The following is a 17155-nucleotide window of genomic DNA, read 5'->3' as shown; positions in this document are numbered from 1 at the left end:
TTGTCATATAAAACAAAGCTGATAAAATACACTATTGTCAGTTTGAAGTGAGACTACCATGAAAAAGAGTGAATTAATTCAAGCAACAAGACCAACTCGTACTCAACTTATTCGTTCGGTAGCAACCTCTACGGCGATTGAAACAGGGCAGGAGTCCCGTCGCCTTGAAGAAGAAATGAAAGCGAAACGTGAGAAGTTTGGACATTTGAAACTTGCGATTTAGTTCGCTTTCAAGGCTTCGTTAACCCAATATTTCATGGGTTCATAGTTAAGGTTTAACCCTGCGTGGATTGCTGCGATGTACTGCTCAGGGTGTTGAGTCCAACTTTCATAGTCTAGTGGCTGGAAACCAGCTTGTACTGCCATCACATCTGCGAGTAAACGCGATAAGCGCCCATTTCCTTCCCTAAATGGATGTATCAGAATTAATTCCACATGTACTGTTGCTATAGCTTCTATGACTTGTTCTCGGCTCATATTGGTGCAGGGTGTGTACTTCGCTAGAAACTCTTTTTCAAATTGAGCAAGTAACCTTGCAACTCGACCCGCAGGGGCAAACATAAAGCAACCTTTGCTAATATTCACCGTACGTAACTGACCAGCCCACTCGTAAACATTCCCTAACCATTGGCGGTGCCAACGCTGAATAAGTGATACGGTAATTTGCTCAGTGGGAAATTGTTCTTCAAAAATGACTTGATACAGTTTTTCTAACAGGACAAGCTCAGCATCATTGATATCATCAACGTTTGAAAGCCCCAGCTTGTTAGCCAGTACCTCTTCATCAGATCCGTCAGCAAATTTTCCTTCGCTGCTAAACACATCGTATTTATTCATATAAGCGTGTTCTTGTGGTGTGGGTATGAATTTTGTACGTTATAATGCTAAAAACATCAAATAAATAATAACTACCTATAAATCAACGGATTAATTAAGTGTAGGTTAAATTATAGGTTTTGCTGAAAAATTAATAAATATCGTTATATATCAATACTAACACACCCATGCATCATGATTTTGATTCTAGGTTGACCTGTTTTACCCAAATATCAAGTTTATCAGCCCAATCTTGCATCATGATTTTGCGCTCTTCAAGATAAGTTGCATGATTATATGAACGTCTAACGCTATTTGAGTCCATATGGGCTAATTGTGCTTCGATAGCATCAGGTCGATATCCTAACTCATTTAATCGTGTGCTGCCTGTTGTACGTGTCGCATGAGGGCTATATATACCACTCCAACCTCTCGTTTTAAGAAATTGCCTTAGCGAGTTAGTAGACATTGGTTTATGGCAAGAATCACGACCGGGAAATAAATGTTTGCGGTTACCAGTAAAACCATAAAGAGATCTTAGAATCGTAATAGCTTGTGTAGGCAGAGGAACAATATGTTCTCTTCGTGCTTTCATACGCTCAGCTGGGATAGTCCAAAGTGCATTATCAAGATCGAATTCAGACCATTCAGCCTCAGCGACTTCAGATGGACGAGAAAGCGTCCACCACATTAACCACATACAATAGTTCAGTTGAAAGGTGCCACGGCTATTATCAAAGTTATTGAGTAGTTGACCTATTTGATCCGTAGTGAGGGCTTTTTTATGTTGTGTTTTGTTTGCTGGGAGAGCTTTTCTTATTGCCCATACTGGATCACTATCAGCTCTTAATGTGGCAACAGCAAATTCAAAAATCGAGGATATAGTCCGTTTAGCTTCAGCAGCAACTGTTGGAGCACCTCTTTGAACCTCACGTTGCAATATTTTGAGAATATGGTGAGATGTAATTTCTCTTATTGGTAATGTGCCGATAGAAGGAAATACAATGCGCTCCAACATATCAAGGCGACGGTATTTGGTCACATCAGCCCAATCTTTCATTTGCAACCATTCTTTTGCGATGATTTGAAATGTATTTGCAGATTCGTTCGCTTTTCTAATCTTATCTAGTTGCTTAGCTTGTGTTGGATTAATTCCTTCTGAAACGAGTTTTCTGGCATCATCACATTTAGATCTGGCTTCAGCTAGTGTTACCAATGGGTAGTTGCCCAATGCAAGCATGCTTGATTTTCCATTTATTTGAAAACGGAATCGCCATGCTTTTTTACCATTAGGTTTCACTTCAAGGTACAAACCGTTGAAGTCATTGATACGATAAAGTTTTTCTTTAGGTTTTGCAGTTCGGCATTTTGTATCAGTAAGCATAATGAGTTCAACGAGTTATGTAAGTTGATATTATTATACTCACTTAAAAAGGGAAGATAAATAAATTGTACTCAGTTACGTACTCATTTAATCGCGAGCTTTTATGAAACTTAATGAGACATAAAAAAGCATAAAACCCAGTTAATATCATGAATTTTATGCTATTTTCTTATTAAGTGATACTTTATGAAACAGTGTGAGACTAAAGTGTAAGTTTACACATTAAACAGGAAGTTGAGCACATCGCCGTCTTTCACGATGTAATCTTTTCCTTCTGCGCGCATTTTACCTGCTTCTTTAGCACCTTGTTCGCCACGGTATTGGATAAAGTCATCAAATGCAATAGTTTGCGCGCGAATAAAGCCTTTTTCGAAGTCAGTATGGATTTTACCCGCAGCTTGTGGCGCAGTTGCACCAACAGGGATAGTCCACGCACGCACTTCTTTAACACCGGCAGTAAAATAGGTTTGCAGGTTTAATAACTGATATCCAGCACGAATAACACGGTTAAGACCCGGCTCTTCAATACCTAAATCCGCCATAAATTCATCGCGCTCTTCGTCTTCAAGTTCTGCGATATCAGACTCAATCGCTGCGCAGACAGGAACAACCACAGAGCCTTCAGCTTCTGCGATTTTATACACCACATCTAAGAACGGGTTATTTTCAAAACCATCTTCATTAACGTTAGCAATGTACATGGTTGGCTTTAATGTTAAGAAGCTCAAGTAGCGGATAGCCGCTTTATCTTCATTAGATAAATCTAATGTGCGTAACATGCCTGCTTGCTCTAAGTGCGGCAAACATTTCTCTAATGCTTCTAATTCCGCTTTTGCGTCTTTATCGCCGCCTTTTGCACGTTTTTGGACACGGTGAATAGCGCGCTCACAAGTATCAAGGTCAGCAAGTGCTAATTCAGTATTAATGACTTCAATATCTGCGGCAGGGTCAACTTGGCCTGCAACGTGAATGATATTGTCGTTTTCAAAACAACGAACAACATGGCCAATGGCTTCGGTTTCACGGATATTCGTTAAAAATTGGTTACCTAGGCCTTCACCTTTGGATGCACCTTTCACTAAGCCCGCGATATCAACGAATTCCATAGTCGTTGGTAATATACGCTGTGGCTTCACAATTTCAGCTAATTGATCAAGACGTGGGTCTGGCATTGGCACAACACCCGTGTTTGGTTCAATTGTACAGAAAGGGAAGTTGGCTGCTTCGATGCCGGCTTTGGTCAATGCATTAAATAGGGTGGATTTACCCACGTTAGGCAGACCAACGATACCGCATTTAAAACCCATATGTTTCTCACCTTAATAGCAAGGGGCAGTCTCACGCTGCACCCAATGTTTAGAAATTGGCGCTGATTATACACAAAAAGTTGATTCGGATGAAATGAACTCTTATGCGGTTGCTTTAAAACCATGTAAACGATTGATGGCTTTGTCCATCCCATCAGCCAGGAGAATATCTGTGCACCTAGCTGCTTCATCAATCGCATCATCAATGAGCTTTTGTTCAGATAAAGGCGGTTTGCCCAAAACAAAACCAACAACTTTATTTTTATCACCCGGATGACCAATACCAATGCGTAAACGATAAAAATTCGGGTTATTGGCGAATTTGCTTTGAATATCTTTCAACCCATTATGCCCGCCATTACTGCCACCTAACTTCATTTTAGCCACACCTGGTGGTAAATCGAGCTCATCATGGGCGACTAAGATCTCATCGAGATTGATGCGATAAAAATTAGCTATAGCGGCAACAGATTTACCACTTAGATTCATAAAGGTGGTTGGAACCAGCAGACGGATATCGTTACCATTCATATTAATGCGAGCGGTATAACCAAAAAATTTAGCTTCTTCTTTCAATGGCTGATTATGGCGCTCAGCCAGTAAATCAACATACCATGCACCTGCATTATGGCGCGTTTGTGCATATTCAGCACCTGGATTGGCAAGTCCAACAATTAACTTAATTTTGCTCACGGCGATGATTTCACTATCAGTTATGAAAATAATGCCTTAGTTTACCTTGTGAAATACAGGATGTACAAAATTGTGATAGATAAAAGTCACTATGATTATAATTGCCGAATAAACTATTCGGATTTTCTGGGTTTTTGATAAAAAGCACTTTTTGTACAGATATTCTTGCTAACTTCCTTCCTTGTGATGTCTATCGCAAAAAATTTTACTTAATGCACTATAATCATTACATAAATATAAAGTATGACCGAATTTATTTACACATGCTTGCTTATCAGTTTACTGGTACTGGAGGTATATATGAAACGGAAAAGCGCTCATCTTCTTGGTAATGTCTTCATGGGAATCGGAATGGTGTTGATGATCGGGAGTATTGGTGTCAACTTATTCTCTCATATTGTTAACTTAGGCCTTTCAGAACTTATTACCAATGGTTCCTTATTCGGCATTTTTATTGGTGCGATGGTATGGTTAGTCGGTGCAAGGATCGGCGGCCGTGAAAAAGTTGCAGACCGTTACTGGCAGTTAAAACAACAATATCATTCACGCAGAGATAATCACCGCTATCCATAAATAGCCTAGAGCAATTAATTGCTGATAATGGTGAACAAGTTTGATAATTAGGCATTAAGAAGAGTGAAATTCCAAAGAATTTTGCTCTTTTGTCGTGAAGATTGTGAGTTATTTTAGATGGCTATTTTTATCGTTTTATTACGTGAAATCACCACTATGATTGGCGATAGAATATAAACATAGGCATCGATGGTTTCTTTCCTGCCAAAATCATAAAGCCCCTGCAAATGACATTGCAGGGGCTTATATTTTTTATTGTGACTTTTTCATTATGGTTGAACGCTAAAACCCAATATTGGAGAATTAGTGCTCAAACATTGCTGAAATTGACTCTTCGTTGCTGATACGACGGATAGCTTCAGCTAACATACCTGAAAGCGTTAAGGTGCGAACATTGCTCAGCGCCTTGATTTCAGGAGAAAGAGGTATAGTGTCACAAACAATGACTTCATCAATGACTGAATTTTTGATGTTGTCTACAGCATTACCTGAGAAAATCGGGTGTGTTGCGTATGCAAATACACGTTTAGCACCACGTTCTTTCAGTGCTTCAGCTGCTTTACACAGAGTACCACCGGTATCAATCATATCGTCCACTAAGATGCAATCACGACCTGAAACATCACCAATGATATGCATAACTTGAGAAACGTTCGCACGTGGGCGACGTTTGTCAATAATGGCCATATCAGTGTCATTCAGGAGTTTTGCGATAGCTCTAGCACGTACCACGCCGCCGATGTCTGGAGATACAACGATTGGGTTTTCCAAATTCTTCTGTAACATATCTTCCAGAAGAATAGGGCTACCAAATACATTATCCACAGGAACATCAAAGAAGCCCTGGATCTGCTCTGCGTGTAAATCGACAGTGAGCACACGGTCTACACCTACACTTGACAGAAAATCGGCAACAACTTTAGCGGTGATTGGTACACGGGCAGAACGTACGCGACGATCCTGTCTTGCATAACCGAAGTAAGGGATAACAGCGGTAATACGACCAGCAGATGCACGGCGTAGCGCATCGACCATAACAACCAGTTCCATCAGGTTATCATTGGTTGGTGCACAAGTTGACTGGATGATAAAAATATCACCACCGCGAACATTTTCATTAATTTGAACACTGACTTCGCCGTCGCTAAAACGACCAACAGCCGCGTCTCCAAGATTAGTGTAAAGGCGGTTAGCAACACGTTGTGCTAGTTCCGGTGTAGCGTTACCAGCAAAAAGCTTCATATCGGGCACGAGAAAAACCTCAGGCTTGCGTCCAGAGAGATATTGTTGACCAATAGCGACAAGGCTTATTGGTGCAATACACGGGTTATCCCAGCGCGGAACTTGTGCAGTGGGGAAACGTTAACGCCTTGAGCGACGAACCCTTGCACCCACGATGGGGCTTTATTTAACACCTGCAGGGCATCCGCTTGTGTTTCAAATTCAGAAAAAACACATGCGCCTGTTCCTGTAAGGCGAGACGGAGCATATTCTAACAGCCAAGAAACAAGCTGTTCAACCTCACGAAAACGTTTTCTTGCGATTGGTTCGCAGTCATTTGCGTACGGAGCCAGTAATAATGCGGCTAGGGAGCGTTTTGGAGAATTTCGATTTAATTGTGGATCTGTGAAGATCATCGGGGTTGATATTTCAATTCCGGGATGAGCGACGAGATACCATTTCTCTTCAGGGGAAGCTTTGGTTAAAATATCACCAATCCCTTCAGCGAAAGCGGCATGTCCACGAACAAACACAGGAACATCAGCACCTAATGATGCACCTAATTCTGCAAGGACTTCATCAGAAACCTGTGTTTTCCAATGTTCGTTAAGCGCAATTAAGGTTGTTGCTGCGTTTGATGAGCCCCCACCAATACCACCGCCCATGGGCAATACTTTATGAATACAAATATCAGCCCCTAATGGGCCATCGTATTGTAAGGTATCGCGGCAATAGGATTGTAATAATTTAGCTGCCCGTAAAATTAGGTTTTTTTCGGGGGGAACCCCTTGCATGTCAGTCAATAAATTCAGTTGGTCGTCATCACGTGCTGTAATGGTGATTTCATCGCCATAATCAACAAATTGAAATAGAGTTTGTAATTCATGGTAGCCATCAGAGCGTTGGCCTGTGATGTACAAAAAAAGATTTAATTTTGCCGGAGAAGGCCATGTTAACGTCATTTCTTCAGTGTCCAACTATCCATTTTTAATTTGATAAGCCTGTCCCCTTGGCGTAGCTCTAGGTAGTTTGGCAGCATAGGTACCGTTTTGCTGTCATACGAAATGTAGTTGAGCTGCCAAGTTTCACCATTGCTTTTAAACGTGACACTTTTCAGCAGGTGGTTTTCATCTAAGGTAAAGTCTGTTGCACGTCCCGGTGAGCCTGTTAACCATGCAGTTAGGTCATCAATTGGAATTTCCATACCAGTAAGTTGATAGATAAGCTCGCTTGGAACGTCACTCATATGGGTTTGGCCATCTTTAGTGGTTAACCGAGCTAAATCAGGTTCAACGGTAAGCTCAAGTTCGCGGCTACCTAATGGGTTGGTCAGCAACAAACGGTACTTTTCAGGTGTATATTGTTGCCAGAAAAACTTAGCATACGTTTTTGTTTCTCCGCCGTTATAGGCAAATGATCCACGGGTTTGGTAGTCACGTAGCTGACTTAATTCCTGTTGATGTGCTTTCCATTTCGCATCGGATGCGGAGCTGGTTCCTTTTGTGGTCGTTTGTGACGTTGTCACGCATGCGGTTAGCAAGACGCATGAAAGTGGCAATAGGCGAAAAAAATGCTTATTTATGTGCATAAAGGGCAAAGTTTGAGTTAATTGCATATCAAATCTCAAAGTTGTATTGGGCGCTGATAGCAGTCTCTAATTGAGTTACTTGCATTTAAAGAAGTTCAGTTTAGCGCGTTAAGGCCATCAGAGTCATCTATTACACTAGATGATATACCTTGCGGATAAAAACCTGTAAGTGATTTACCGTTTGTATACAAATAACATAGTGTATTGACAGGGAAAATGGTTCCTTAAAAATGTTATTAGGCCAATCCAGTTTGGGTTCATGTGGCGTTAAGTTATCAGGATAAACCTCACCAGTCACCATTTGCTTTCTGTGCGAAATAATTGCATTCTCTATGCATCTTATTGTAGTTAATTTATCATTGTAAATAATGATATGGCTGATAATCAGTTTCATATAGCATAAATAAACGATAAAATTACGATCAGTTGTGATTGGTAAAATAACCATTACGTCTGTTTTTTTCGGTTTATTTTTTGGCGTGGGTCATCTTTCTGAAGGATAGGCTTATGTAAACCGTAGAAAGAGAGACGCGGATCATCTACAATAGAACAATATAAATAACAGTATTGCTAAATTGATGGGGAATACCCATCGAGCATTACTGAAAATAATTAGCACTGTAAGCAATGTGAGTAAGTCGTAAAGCACAATGACCTTATTAGCCTTAGGCATCAACCATAAAACAGCACCAGTAGCCCTGCGTGAGCGGGTGACATTTGGTCCTGAAAAAATTGACCATGCACTTGAGGAACTTCTCAAACAGCCTCAAGTGAATGGTGGCGTTGTGCTGTCTACCTGTAATAGAACTGAGCTTTACTTGAGCCTTGAATCACAAGAACGAGCTCAAGAACAGCTAGTAAAATGGTTGTGTGATTTTCATGGTATAACCCAAAAAGATTTACAGCCAAGTTTATATTGGCACCAAGACGACCGAGCGGTGAGCCACTTAATGCGTGTGGCGAGTGGCTTGGATTCATTAGTTTTGGGAGAGCCACAAATATTAGGGCAAGTAAAAAAGGCGTTTGCACTTTCGCAAGGTAACCATTCGTTATCAAGCGAACTTGAGCGTCTTTTCCAAAAATCATTTTCTGTTGCAAAACGTGTGCGTACAGAAACCGATATTGGAGCGAATGCAGTTTCTGTGGCATTTGCTGCTTGTACACTTGCTCGTCAAATATTTGAATCACTTAAGCATTTAAATATTTTGTTAGTTGGCGCAGGGGAAACTATTGAACTTGTGGCTCGTCATTTGCGCGAACACGGCGTACAAAAAATGATGATAGCTAACCGAACACGTGAACGTGCGGAGCTATTGGCCAATGAGGTGAATGCACAAGTTATTTCGTTATCGGATATTGATAACCGTTTAGCTGAAGCGGATATTGTCATTAGTTCAACGGCGAGTCCTTTACCCATTATAGGGAAAGGGATGGTCGAGCGTGCTATGAAAATACGTCGTAGTAAGCCGATGTTATTAATTGATATTGCCGTTCCTCGTGATATCGAACAAGATGTTGAAAAATTAAGAGATGTTTATCTCTATACTGTGGATGATTTGGAATCTATCATTGCACAGAACCTTGCTCAGCGAAAAGCCGCAGCCGTTGAAGCTGAATACATTGTTGAGCAAGAAAGTAGCCACTTTATGGATTGGTTGCGCTCACAAGCGGCAGTGTCTACAATTCGCGATTACAGAGAACAAGCTGAGGCCATTCGGGCAAATATGACTGAAAAAGCGTTGACGGCTATCCGTCAAGGTGCAGACCCTGAGCAAGTGATCATGCAATTATCGCAACAATTAACCAACCGCCTTATTCACGCTCCAACCAAGTCTTTGCAGCAAGCTGCAGGAAATGGGGATGTAGAGCGTCTAAATCTACTTAGGGACAGCTTAGGGCTGGACCATCAATAACCACATTTTAATCATAGGTCTTATATAACGAATGAAGCCTTCTATTGTCGCAAAACTAGAAGCATTACAAGAACGCTACGAAGAAATTGAAGCGCACCTTGCTGATGCAGGTGTAATTGCCGATCAAGACCGTTTTCGTGCTTTATCAAAAGAATATGCTCAATTGTCTGATGTCGCTAAATGCTTTAGCGCATGGCGCACAGTACAGGATGACATCGAAACAGCTGAAATGTTGTTAGACGATCCTGAAATGAAAGAAATGGCTCAAGAAGAGCTTAAAGAAGCCAAAGCGCGCAATGAAGAGCTCGAACAGCAATTACAATTGTTATTGCTTCCGAAAGATCCTGATGATGAATATAACTGCTTCGTTGAAATCCGTGCGGGAGCAGGGGGAGACGAAGCGGCAATTTTTGCGGGTGATTTATTCCGTATGTATAGCCGCTATGCAGAAAACAACCGCTGGCGCGTTGAATTAATGAGCACGAGTGATGGTGAACATGGCGGTTTTAAAGAAGTTATCGCGAAAATTTCCGGTGATAGCGTTTATGGTCGCTTAAAGTTTGAGTCAGGCGGTCATCGTGTTCAACGTGTCCCTGAAACTGAATCTCAAGGCCGTATCCACACTTCTGCTTGTACTGTGGCTATTTTACCTGAACTGCCAGAAGCTGAGTTACCTGAGATCAGCCCTGCGGACTTACGTATTGATACCTTCCGTTCATCGGGAGCGGGTGGTCAGCACGTTAACACCACAGATTCTGCAATTCGTATTACCCATATTCCAACAGGTATCGTTGTTGAGTGCCAAGATGAACGTTCACAACATAAAAACAAAGCGAAAGCGATGTCTGTGTTAGGTGCGCGTATTCGCCAAGCAGAAATGGATAAACGCCAAGCCGCGGAAGCCTCTGAACGTCGTAACCTGTTGGGTTCTGGTGACCGTTCTGACCGTATTCGTACCTATAATTTCCCTCAAGGCCGAGTGACTGACCACCGTATCAACTTAACGTTATACCGTTTGGATGAAGTGATGGAAGGAAAACTGGATTCACTTATCCAACCTATCATCAATGAATACCAGGCAGACCAACTTTCTGCGTTGTCTGAGCAGGAATAATGCAATATATCGAATGGGTCAAGCAGGCAGCGAATCGGCTGTCTGCAAGTGACAGTGCAAAGCGAGACGCTGAAATTTTACTGGAACATGTCACAGGCCGCAGTCGTACCTATCTTTTTGCTTTTGGTGAAACAGAACTCAAAGCCGAAGAATTCCAACAAGCTGAATTACTTTTACAACGCCGTGAGAAAGGTGAGCCTATCGCCTATATTATCGGTGAACGTGAGTTCTGGTCTCTTCCTCTTTATGTCTCTCCTGCAACACTAATACCTAGGCCAGATACTGAATGCATTATTGAACAAGCATTATCTAGGCTAACAGAGCAAAAAAATCAAATTTTAGATTTAGGCACTGGGACAGGGGCGATTGCATTGGCTTTGGCGTCAGAGATGCAACAAAGTCAGGTTATTGGTGTTGATTTTAACCCTGATGCAGTTGCTTTAGCACAACGAAATCAGCAGCGTTTGAATATTTCAAATGTCAAATTTATACAAAGTAATTGGTTTTCTTCACTATCAATTCAACAATTTGATATGATTATCAGTAATCCACCCTATATTGATGAAAATGATATGCACCTCAGTGAAGGTGATGTGCGATTTGAGCCGTTAACCGCTCTAGTGGCGAAGGATGAAGGCTTAGCTGATTTAATGCATATCATTAAAGAATCTAAAAAGTATCTTAAAAATCAAGGGTGGTTGCTTCTTGAGCATGGCTGGACACAAGGTCTTGCGGTGCGTGATTTATTTAAAGTACATGGGTACACCAAAATTGAGACTTGTCTTGATTATGGTGGAAGAGAGCGAATTTCACTCGGTCAATGGAATGGTTAAGTGGCGTAGCAGTGGGAATGTAATGAAAACCATAGCGAATATAGAGTTTAATCAACTCCCTTTAAGTGAAGGGATCATGACTGTGTCACAATGTATCCGTCATGATTTCCCGCTGATGAAAGTGCAAGCTCAGTTAGATAGCTTAGTATCATCAGCCAAGTCTTGTATCGATTTAACTGCTGATAATGAAACAAAAATTCAGCAATTGACTTCACTTTTCTACCAAGAATGGTCGTTTGGTCCAGCTGAAGGAATTTATTTGTTATCGGATATGCTGTGGTTAGATAAAGTATTGTCATCTAAGCAAGGTACGCCAGTGACACTCGGTGCTATCTTCTTGTATGTTGCCGAACGCCTTGGTATTGCGATTTATCCCGCTATTTTTCCTACGCAATTATTATTTATCAGTGAAAGAAATGATGGCAGCCAATGGGTAATTAACCCTGTTAATGGCGAGTCTTTATCATTACACACATTAAATTTATGGCTCAAAGGAACAGTTGATCCTTTTTCTGAATTTTACCATGACCAACTGGATGTAGCAGAAAACAGCGTTGTCATTCGTAAAATTTTTGACACATTAAAAGCGTCATTAATGGAAGAGAAAAAGATGGAATTAGCGTTGCGGGTTTGTGAAACGCTTCTGACTCTTGACCCTGAAGACCCTTACGAAATTCGTGACCGAGGGTTAATTCTGGCACATTTAGACTGTAATCATGTGGCATTGAGCGATCTCAATTATTTTATTGAGCATTGCCCAGAAGACCCTGTTTCTGAAATGATTAAAATACAAATTTATTCGCTGGATAACCATCCGGTCGTATTACATTAATTAACATACAGGCCTATCCCCTGTTTTAATATTTAAGGTAAGAGTATGCAACAGAAAGTAGTCAATATTGGTGATATCAATGTCGCGAACGACTTGCCGTTTGTGTTATTTGGTGGAATGAATGTATTAGAATCCCGCGATATGGCGATGAAAGTGTGTGAGCATTATGTCACGGTGACACAAAAGCTGGGAATTCCTTATGTTTTTAAAGCGTCATTTGATAAAGCAAATCGCTCATCAATCCACTCTTATCGTGGCCCTGGTCTTGAAGAAGGAATGAAAATATTCCAAGAGTTGAAACAAACATTTGGCGTAAAAATCATTACGGATGTTCATGAGCCAGCACAGGCCGCCCCTGTTGCTGAAGTCGTTGATGTTATCCAATTACCTGCGTTCTTAGCTCGCCAAACAGATTTAGTTGCGGCAATGGCTAAAACAGATGCAGTAATTAATATTAAAAAACCACAGTTTATCAGCCCAGGGCAAATGGGGAATATCGTCGAGAAATTTATCGAAGGCGGTAATGATAAAATTATTCTTTGCGACCGCGGTGCGAACTTTGGTTATGACAATCTAGTGGTTGATATGCTTGGCTTTAATGTCATGGTCCAAGCATCAAAAGGCTGTCCTGTCATTTTCGACGTAACCCATGCACTGCAATGCCGCGACCCGTTCGGTGCAGCATCTGGTGGCCGTCGTGGTCAAGTTGCTGAGTTGGCAAGAGCTGGAATGGCGGTTGGAATAGCAGGTTTATTCCTTGAAGCGCATCCAGACCCAGACAACGCACGTTGCGATGGCCCATCAGCACTGCCATTAGATAAGCTGGAACCATTCCTGAAACAAATGAAAGCAATTGACGAAGTTGTAAAAAGCTTCCCAGAGTTAGATACAAGTCGCTAAGTTAGGCGGTTTATGCAACTCACTGAAGTCGTTTCTATGTTCGGCGCTGATTTACAGCGCCGATATGGTGAAAAAATCTATAAAATCACCTTACATGGTGGCTTTAATTGCCCGAACCGTGATGGCACCCTTGGGCGAGGAGGCTGCACTTTTTGTAATGTGGCCTCTTTTGCTGATGAAAGTCAGTCATCTCAAACTATTAGTGAACAAATTCACCAACAGATCACCCGAATTTCCCGCGCAAAACGTTATTTAGCTTATTTTCAAGCCTATACCAGCACTTATGCCGAAGTAAGCCTATTAAAACAACTTTATGAAGAAGCCTTACTGCAAGCCGATATTGTTGGTTTATGCGTAGGAACTCGCCCTGACTGTGTCCCTGAATCCGTTTTGTCTTTGTTAGGCCAGTATCAACAGAAAGGCTATGAAATATGGCTTGAGCTAGGTTTACAAAGTGCTCATGATAAAACACTACATCGTATTAATCGTGGCCATGGTTTTGATGCATACCGACAAACAACGCAAAAAGCCCGTAGCCTTGGATTAAAAGTGTGTACGCATTTGATTTGTGGATTACCCGGGGAAAATGGCCAAATGAACATGGAAACACTTGATAAAGTGCTTGAATGCGGAACGGATGGTATCAAATTACATCCGTTACATATTGTTGAAGGCAGTGTGATGGCCAAAAGTTGGCGAGCAGGGCGCTTGGCAACGCTTTCTCTTGATGAATATACCCAAACTGCTGGTGAAATGGTACGTCATACTCCGACTGACATTGTCTACCACCGTATCAGTGCAAGTGCAAGAAAGCCAACTTTGCTCGCCCCGAACTGGTGTGAAAATCATTGGGTGGGAATGAATAATTTATATCAATATTTCTTAAAATGGGGAGGGCAAGGCTCCGCGCTTTGACTTCTTTAATGAGAACAACTATGAAATCAAATTTTTATAAAGCTATTATCGTTTCATCTCTAATTACGTTTTCTTTTCAAGCTGCCGCTCAACTTGATATTACTCCTGAAGATAAACAAAAATTCGTACAAACTTACCAAAAAGCAGTCAAGAAAGATGCCCTTGCTCAGTACCAACTTGCTCAAATGTATTTTTCCGGTTTAGGTGTCCTACAAAATTTTAATAATGCGCGTTTATGGGCAAATGAAGCGGCAAAAAACGGTAATGCGGATGGTTATGCATTATTGGCGGATATCAATCTATTAAGTGATAGTTACTTTTCGCAGGAATTGGCTGATGCCCGTAAATACGCGACAAAAGCGGTTGAAATGGGCAGTACGCGCGGAAAAATCAGTTTAGCAGAGTCATTGATAAATCCAATTGCAGGCAAAACGGATTATCAACAATCTATAGAACTTCTTAATGAAGTTAATGCGTTAAATAACCCGGATTATTTTATTGCTCCAATTTTACTTGGTGTTATCTATTTAGATGGCAAAGGCGTTGCAAAAGACGAAAAGCAAGCACAGCAATGGTTTGATAAAGCAAATGAGATGACTTATCCAGGCTATGCAGAGTGGATGGCTGCGTTTAGATTTTCTGAAGATAACACAGGAACGGTGACCATCGACCAAGTTAAAGCAAAAAAATTAAGGGAAATAGCCTGCGAAAAAGGAAAAAATGCAGGGAATGAGATGTTTTGTTTTAGTGAGTGATAGCTAAACCGCCATGTGAAATAGCATGGCGGTTTGCTTTGATACCTAAGTTAAGGCGTTGTTGTTGGTTTTTCTGTGTCGATAGAACCTGCCTGTTCGATAGCTTTAACGGCTTCAAGTGCATGATCCATTGAATTATAAAAGCTCAATATGCCTTCAATAGGTGTCACTTTCGCTCTTGCCAAAGTTTTTAATGGCTGGAACGGAATGTCACAAACTAAGACATGGGTATCTTTGCGTACGGCATCTATGAATTTTTCGAAAGCTTCTAAACCACCTGCATCTAAAACCGGCACTGCGTCCCATTGCATAATAATGGTTTCATAACCTGCGCTTTTGACGCGCAATTCATCGAAAATACGCTCAGCAGCAGCGAAAAATAACGGGCCATTTATTCTTACGACTAAACGGCTTCGCTCTTCGTCTGTTTCTGCGAGTTGTGTTGAACGGGTCATATTGGCAATACGCCGCATGAACAATAATGACGCGAGAACAATCCCGACAGTGATAGCAATAACCATGTCAAATAGAACAGTTAGAGACATACATAGTACTAATACAATAATGTCATCTTTTGGCGCGCGTTTAATCAGGTAAACGACTTTGCCCGCAGCACTCATGTTCCAAGCCACAATCAATAGTAATGCAGACATTGCGGCTAATGGCAGATAAGAGAGCATTGGTGCAAGAACTAATAATGTAAGTATCACCAGTATTGAGTGAATAATCGCAGAAATGGGGGATGTAGCACCTGCACGGACGTTAGCTGCAGAGCGTGCTATTGCAGCGGTTGCTGTGATCCCACCAAAAAAAGGCGCCGCAATGTTCCCCACACCTTGGCCAATAAGTTCACTATTGGAATGGTGCTTGGTTCCTGTCATGTTGTCCAATACTACAGCACATAACAGTGACTCAATTGCGCCAAGTACCGCCATAGAAAATGCTGCAGGCATTAATGCGGTGATCATCGCCCAGTTGATTGGCGCACTTCCGGGGAGTTCCCATGGCAAAATAAACTGCGGTAGGATAGGGGGAATACCATTACCTTCAGTACCATCAGGCAATAAATAGCTAAATTCAGAACCGATAGTCGCGACTTCCATACCAAATAATGAAAGTACCCACATGACGAAAGTCCCGACAATAAGGGCTGGCAAATGGCCGGGAAGTTTTAATTTTAGTTTAGGCCAGAAGATAAGCACCAAAAGGGTTGAAAGACCAATTAGTGTGTCACTGTACTGAAAAGTGGGGAAGGTATTGCCAATAGCAATGAGCTTATCAACATAGTTTTCTGGGACATGCGCCATTTGCAAGCCAAAGAAATCTTTAATTTGCATGGTAGCAATGGTGATAGCAATTCCCGAAGTAAAGCCTAAGGTGACAGAAACGGGTATGTATTCAATAAACTTACCAAAGCGAGCAAACCCCATCGCAAGAAGTATGACACCCGACATCAATGTGGCGACTAATAACCCACTTAACCCAAATTGTTGAGAGACAGGATAGAGGATCACCACAAAAGCCGCTGTGGGGCCTGAAACGCTATAGCGTGACCCACCAGTTACCGCGATGACGATCCCAGCAATCGCGGCAGTATAAAGCCCATATTGAGGCGGAACACCGCTAGCGATAGCCAAAGCCATTGCGAGGGGGATAGCGATAATACCCACGGTAATACCCGCGATTAAATCCTTAATAAAGCGGGTAGCCGTATATTTTTCTTTCCAACAAGAATCTATTAGCGCACTAAAAGGGCGCAACCTATTAATTTTTTTTGTACTCATTATACCCTACCAAATAACAGGGTGAAAAATAAACGAAAGATGTACCTATAAGGATACGCTTAGCAATCTAAAAAAAATCTGTTATGTATCAATGAATCTGCAATTATCATAACGTTTTCAGTAACAAAAGTAAAAAACCGTTATATTATAAAGAAAAATAGTTAGAGTACATTTTATATGGCTATTTTTCTTTTTTAGACTGTATATGTGAATGATGTAATCGTAATTTTATTTTTTAAGTAGTAATTATAAATCATTATAAATAAATAATTAGTCAACACGTATAATGGCTAGATTGTTATGATTGCTACCAATAATCCTATCCATTGCAGTAGTACTAGCCCAAGAGCACGTATGAAAAGACGTTTAGTCCCAGACCACCTTTGCTGCATCGTACAATGTTTAATTTTGCTTGGAAATAAAAAATTTAAAGCGTTATCAAAATGTTCTGTTTCATTATGTGTGTAGATAATTTTAAAGAAATGGTTATCTAGCCATAGGCGATATATATAATATTGGCAAATTAT

Annotated in this window: 17 protein-coding genes; 9 read left to right on the top strand and 8 right to left on the bottom strand. The window is 41.2% G+C overall.

Annotation, left to right across the window (positions count from 1 at the left end; genetic code table 11):
* Nucleotides 1-58 precede the first annotated feature (58 nt).
* Nucleotides 59-223, top strand: coding sequence for a hypothetical protein (locus PZ638_RS11755; RefSeq protein WP_171883385.1), 165 nt, complete (start codon nt 59-61; stop codon nt 221-223).
* Here PZ638_RS11755 and PZ638_RS11750 read toward each other — a convergent pair.
* The 4 genes from PZ638_RS11750 to pth form a co-directional block, all read right to left on the bottom strand.
* Nucleotides 220-837: a Fic/DOC family protein gene (locus tag PZ638_RS11750; RefSeq protein ID WP_121874807.1), complete on the bottom strand. Its 618-nt coding sequence runs from the start codon at nt 835-837 to the stop codon at nt 220-222. The two genes, PZ638_RS11755 and PZ638_RS11750, sit on opposite strands and share 4 nt — an antisense overlap.
* Before the next feature lie 172 nt (nt 838-1009).
* Nucleotides 1010-2200: a tyrosine-type recombinase/integrase gene (locus PZ638_RS11745; RefSeq protein ID WP_272662760.1), complete on the bottom strand. Its 1191-nt coding sequence runs from the start codon at nt 2198-2200 to the stop codon at nt 1010-1012.
* A gap of 215 nt (nt 2201-2415) precedes the next feature.
* Complete coding sequence (gene ychF / locus PZ638_RS11740; RefSeq protein WP_094962511.1) at nt 2416-3507, bottom strand: redox-regulated ATPase YchF; 1092 nt, start codon at nt 3505-3507, stop codon at nt 2416-2418.
* A 102-nt stretch (nt 3508-3609) separates the two neighbouring features.
* On the bottom strand, nt 3610-4200 hold the full coding sequence (pth, locus tag PZ638_RS11735) for an aminoacyl-tRNA hydrolase (RefSeq protein ID WP_110591647.1): 591 nt from the start codon (nt 4198-4200) through the stop codon (nt 3610-3612).
* A gap of 300 nt (nt 4201-4500) precedes the next feature.
* On the opposite strand from pth, the gene ychH reads away from it, so the two are divergent.
* On the top strand, nt 4501-4773 hold the full coding sequence (gene ychH, locus PZ638_RS11730) for a stress-induced protein YchH (RefSeq protein WP_004910602.1): 273 nt from the start codon (nt 4501-4503) through the stop codon (nt 4771-4773).
* Between the two features lie 303 nt (nt 4774-5076).
* Here ychH and prs read toward each other — a convergent pair whose 3' ends face one another.
* Genes prs through lolB form a run of 3 tightly spaced genes read right to left on the bottom strand, consistent with a single transcriptional unit; the run spans nt 5077 to nt 7609 of the window.
* The gene (gene prs, locus PZ638_RS11725; RefSeq protein ID WP_004910604.1) at nt 5077-6024 is read right to left on the bottom strand and encodes a ribose-phosphate diphosphokinase; all 948 of its coding nucleotides are present in this window, start codon (nt 6022-6024) and stop codon (nt 5077-5079) included.
* Nucleotides 6025-6080: 56 nt separating this feature from the next.
* Nucleotides 6081-6956, bottom strand: a complete 876-nt coding sequence (gene ispE / locus PZ638_RS11720; RefSeq protein WP_094962513.1) for a 4-(cytidine 5'-diphospho)-2-C-methyl-D-erythritol kinase — start codon at nt 6954-6956, stop codon at nt 6081-6083.
* The gene (gene lolB / locus PZ638_RS11715) at nt 6953-7609 is read right to left on the bottom strand and encodes a lipoprotein insertase outer membrane protein LolB (protein WP_004264131.1); all 657 of its coding nucleotides are present in this window, start codon (nt 7607-7609) and stop codon (nt 6953-6955) included. The genes ispE and lolB overlap by 4 nt, the downstream gene beginning before the upstream one ends.
* 623 nt (nt 7610-8232) lie before the next feature.
* Here lolB and hemA point away from each other — a divergent pair.
* Genes hemA through PZ638_RS11680 form a run of 7 tightly spaced genes read left to right on the top strand, consistent with a single transcriptional unit; the run spans nt 8233 to nt 14844 of the window.
* Entirely contained in the window at nt 8233-9495 is a 1263-nt protein-coding gene (hemA, locus tag PZ638_RS11710) for a glutamyl-tRNA reductase (RefSeq protein ID WP_004264133.1), read from the top strand.
* A 31-nt stretch (nt 9496-9526) separates the two neighbouring features.
* A complete protein-coding gene (prfA, locus tag PZ638_RS11705; RefSeq protein ID WP_004264135.1) occupies nt 9527-10609 on the top strand; it encodes a peptide chain release factor 1 in 1083 nt (360 codons plus the stop codon).
* Nucleotides 10609-11442: a peptide chain release factor N(5)-glutamine methyltransferase gene (gene prmC / locus PZ638_RS11700; protein ID WP_094962514.1), complete on the top strand. Its 834-nt coding sequence runs from the start codon at nt 10609-10611 to the stop codon at nt 11440-11442. The genes prfA and prmC overlap by 1 nt, the downstream gene beginning before the upstream one ends.
* Before the next feature lie 22 nt (nt 11443-11464).
* Entirely contained in the window at nt 11465-12274 is an 810-nt protein-coding gene (gene sirB1 / locus PZ638_RS11695) for an invasion regulator SirB1 (RefSeq protein ID WP_036958727.1), read from the top strand.
* 45 nt (nt 12275-12319) lie between these two features.
* A complete protein-coding gene (gene kdsA / locus PZ638_RS11690) occupies nt 12320-13174 on the top strand; it encodes a 3-deoxy-8-phosphooctulonate synthase (protein ID WP_004255137.1) in 855 nt (284 codons plus the stop codon).
* Between the two features lie 12 nt (nt 13175-13186).
* Entirely contained in the window at nt 13187-14089 is a 903-nt protein-coding gene (mnmL, locus tag PZ638_RS11685) for a tRNA modification radical SAM protein MnmL/YtqA (RefSeq protein ID WP_094962515.1), read from the top strand.
* Between the two features lie 20 nt (nt 14090-14109).
* On the top strand, nt 14110-14844 hold the full coding sequence (locus tag PZ638_RS11680; RefSeq protein ID WP_094962516.1) for a tetratricopeptide repeat protein: 735 nt from the start codon (nt 14110-14112) through the stop codon (nt 14842-14844).
* Between the two features lie 50 nt (nt 14845-14894).
* Here the strand turns inward: PZ638_RS11680 and dauA are convergent, their stop codons facing one another.
* The gene (dauA, locus tag PZ638_RS11675; RefSeq protein ID WP_094962517.1) at nt 14895-16628 is read right to left on the bottom strand and encodes a C4-dicarboxylic acid transporter DauA; all 1734 of its coding nucleotides are present in this window, start codon (nt 16626-16628) and stop codon (nt 14895-14897) included.
* Nucleotides 16629-17155: the final 527 nt, after the last annotated feature.

It is taken from the genome of Providencia hangzhouensis (assembly GCF_029193595.2).
Classification (GTDB): Bacteria; Pseudomonadota; Gammaproteobacteria; order Enterobacterales; family Enterobacteriaceae; genus Providencia; species Providencia hangzhouensis.
Note: the sequence above shows the minus strand (reverse complement) of the source record. Positions and strands in the feature narration are given on the sequence as shown.

Excerpts from the sequence above, each read along its gene's own strand:
- PZ638_RS11745 (WP_272662760.1), bottom strand. The coding sequence starts at position 2,200 with ATGCTTACTGATACAAAATGCCGAACTGCAAAACCTAAAGAAAAACTT.
- hemA (WP_004264133.1), top strand. The coding sequence starts at position 8,233 with ATGACCTTATTAGCCTTAGGCATCAACCATAAAACAGCACCAGTAGCC.
- ychF (WP_094962511.1), bottom strand. The coding sequence starts at position 3,507 with ATGGGTTTTAAATGCGGTATCGTTGGTCTGCCTAACGTGGGTAAATCC.
- prmC (WP_094962514.1), top strand. The coding sequence starts at position 10,609 with ATGCAATATATCGAATGGGTCAAGCAGGCAGCGAATCGGCTGTCTGCA.
- PZ638_RS11755 (WP_171883385.1), top strand. The coding sequence starts at position 59 with ATGAAAAAGAGTGAATTAATTCAAGCAACAAGACCAACTCGTACTCAA.
- kdsA (WP_004255137.1), top strand. The coding sequence starts at position 12,320 with ATGCAACAGAAAGTAGTCAATATTGGTGATATCAATGTCGCGAACGAC.
- ispE (WP_094962513.1), bottom strand. The coding sequence starts at position 6,956 with ATGACGTTAACATGGCCTTCTCCGGCAAAATTAAATCTTTTTTTGTAC.
- prfA (WP_004264135.1), top strand. The coding sequence starts at position 9,527 with ATGAAGCCTTCTATTGTCGCAAAACTAGAAGCATTACAAGAACGCTAC.
- lolB (WP_004264131.1), bottom strand. The coding sequence starts at position 7,609 with ATGCAATTAACTCAAACTTTGCCCTTTATGCACATAAATAAGCATTTT.
- mnmL (WP_094962515.1), top strand. The coding sequence starts at position 13,187 with ATGCAACTCACTGAAGTCGTTTCTATGTTCGGCGCTGATTTACAGCGC.
- PZ638_RS11680 (WP_094962516.1), top strand. The coding sequence starts at position 14,110 with ATGAAATCAAATTTTTATAAAGCTATTATCGTTTCATCTCTAATTACG.
- sirB1 (WP_036958727.1), top strand. The coding sequence starts at position 11,465 with ATGAAAACCATAGCGAATATAGAGTTTAATCAACTCCCTTTAAGTGAA.
- PZ638_RS11750 (WP_121874807.1), bottom strand. The coding sequence starts at position 837 with ATGAATAAATACGATGTGTTTAGCAGCGAAGGAAAATTTGCTGACGGA.
- ychH (WP_004910602.1), top strand. The coding sequence starts at position 4,501 with ATGAAACGGAAAAGCGCTCATCTTCTTGGTAATGTCTTCATGGGAATC.
- dauA (WP_094962517.1), bottom strand. The coding sequence starts at position 16,628 with ATGAGTACAAAAAAAATTAATAGGTTGCGCCCTTTTAGTGCGCTAATA.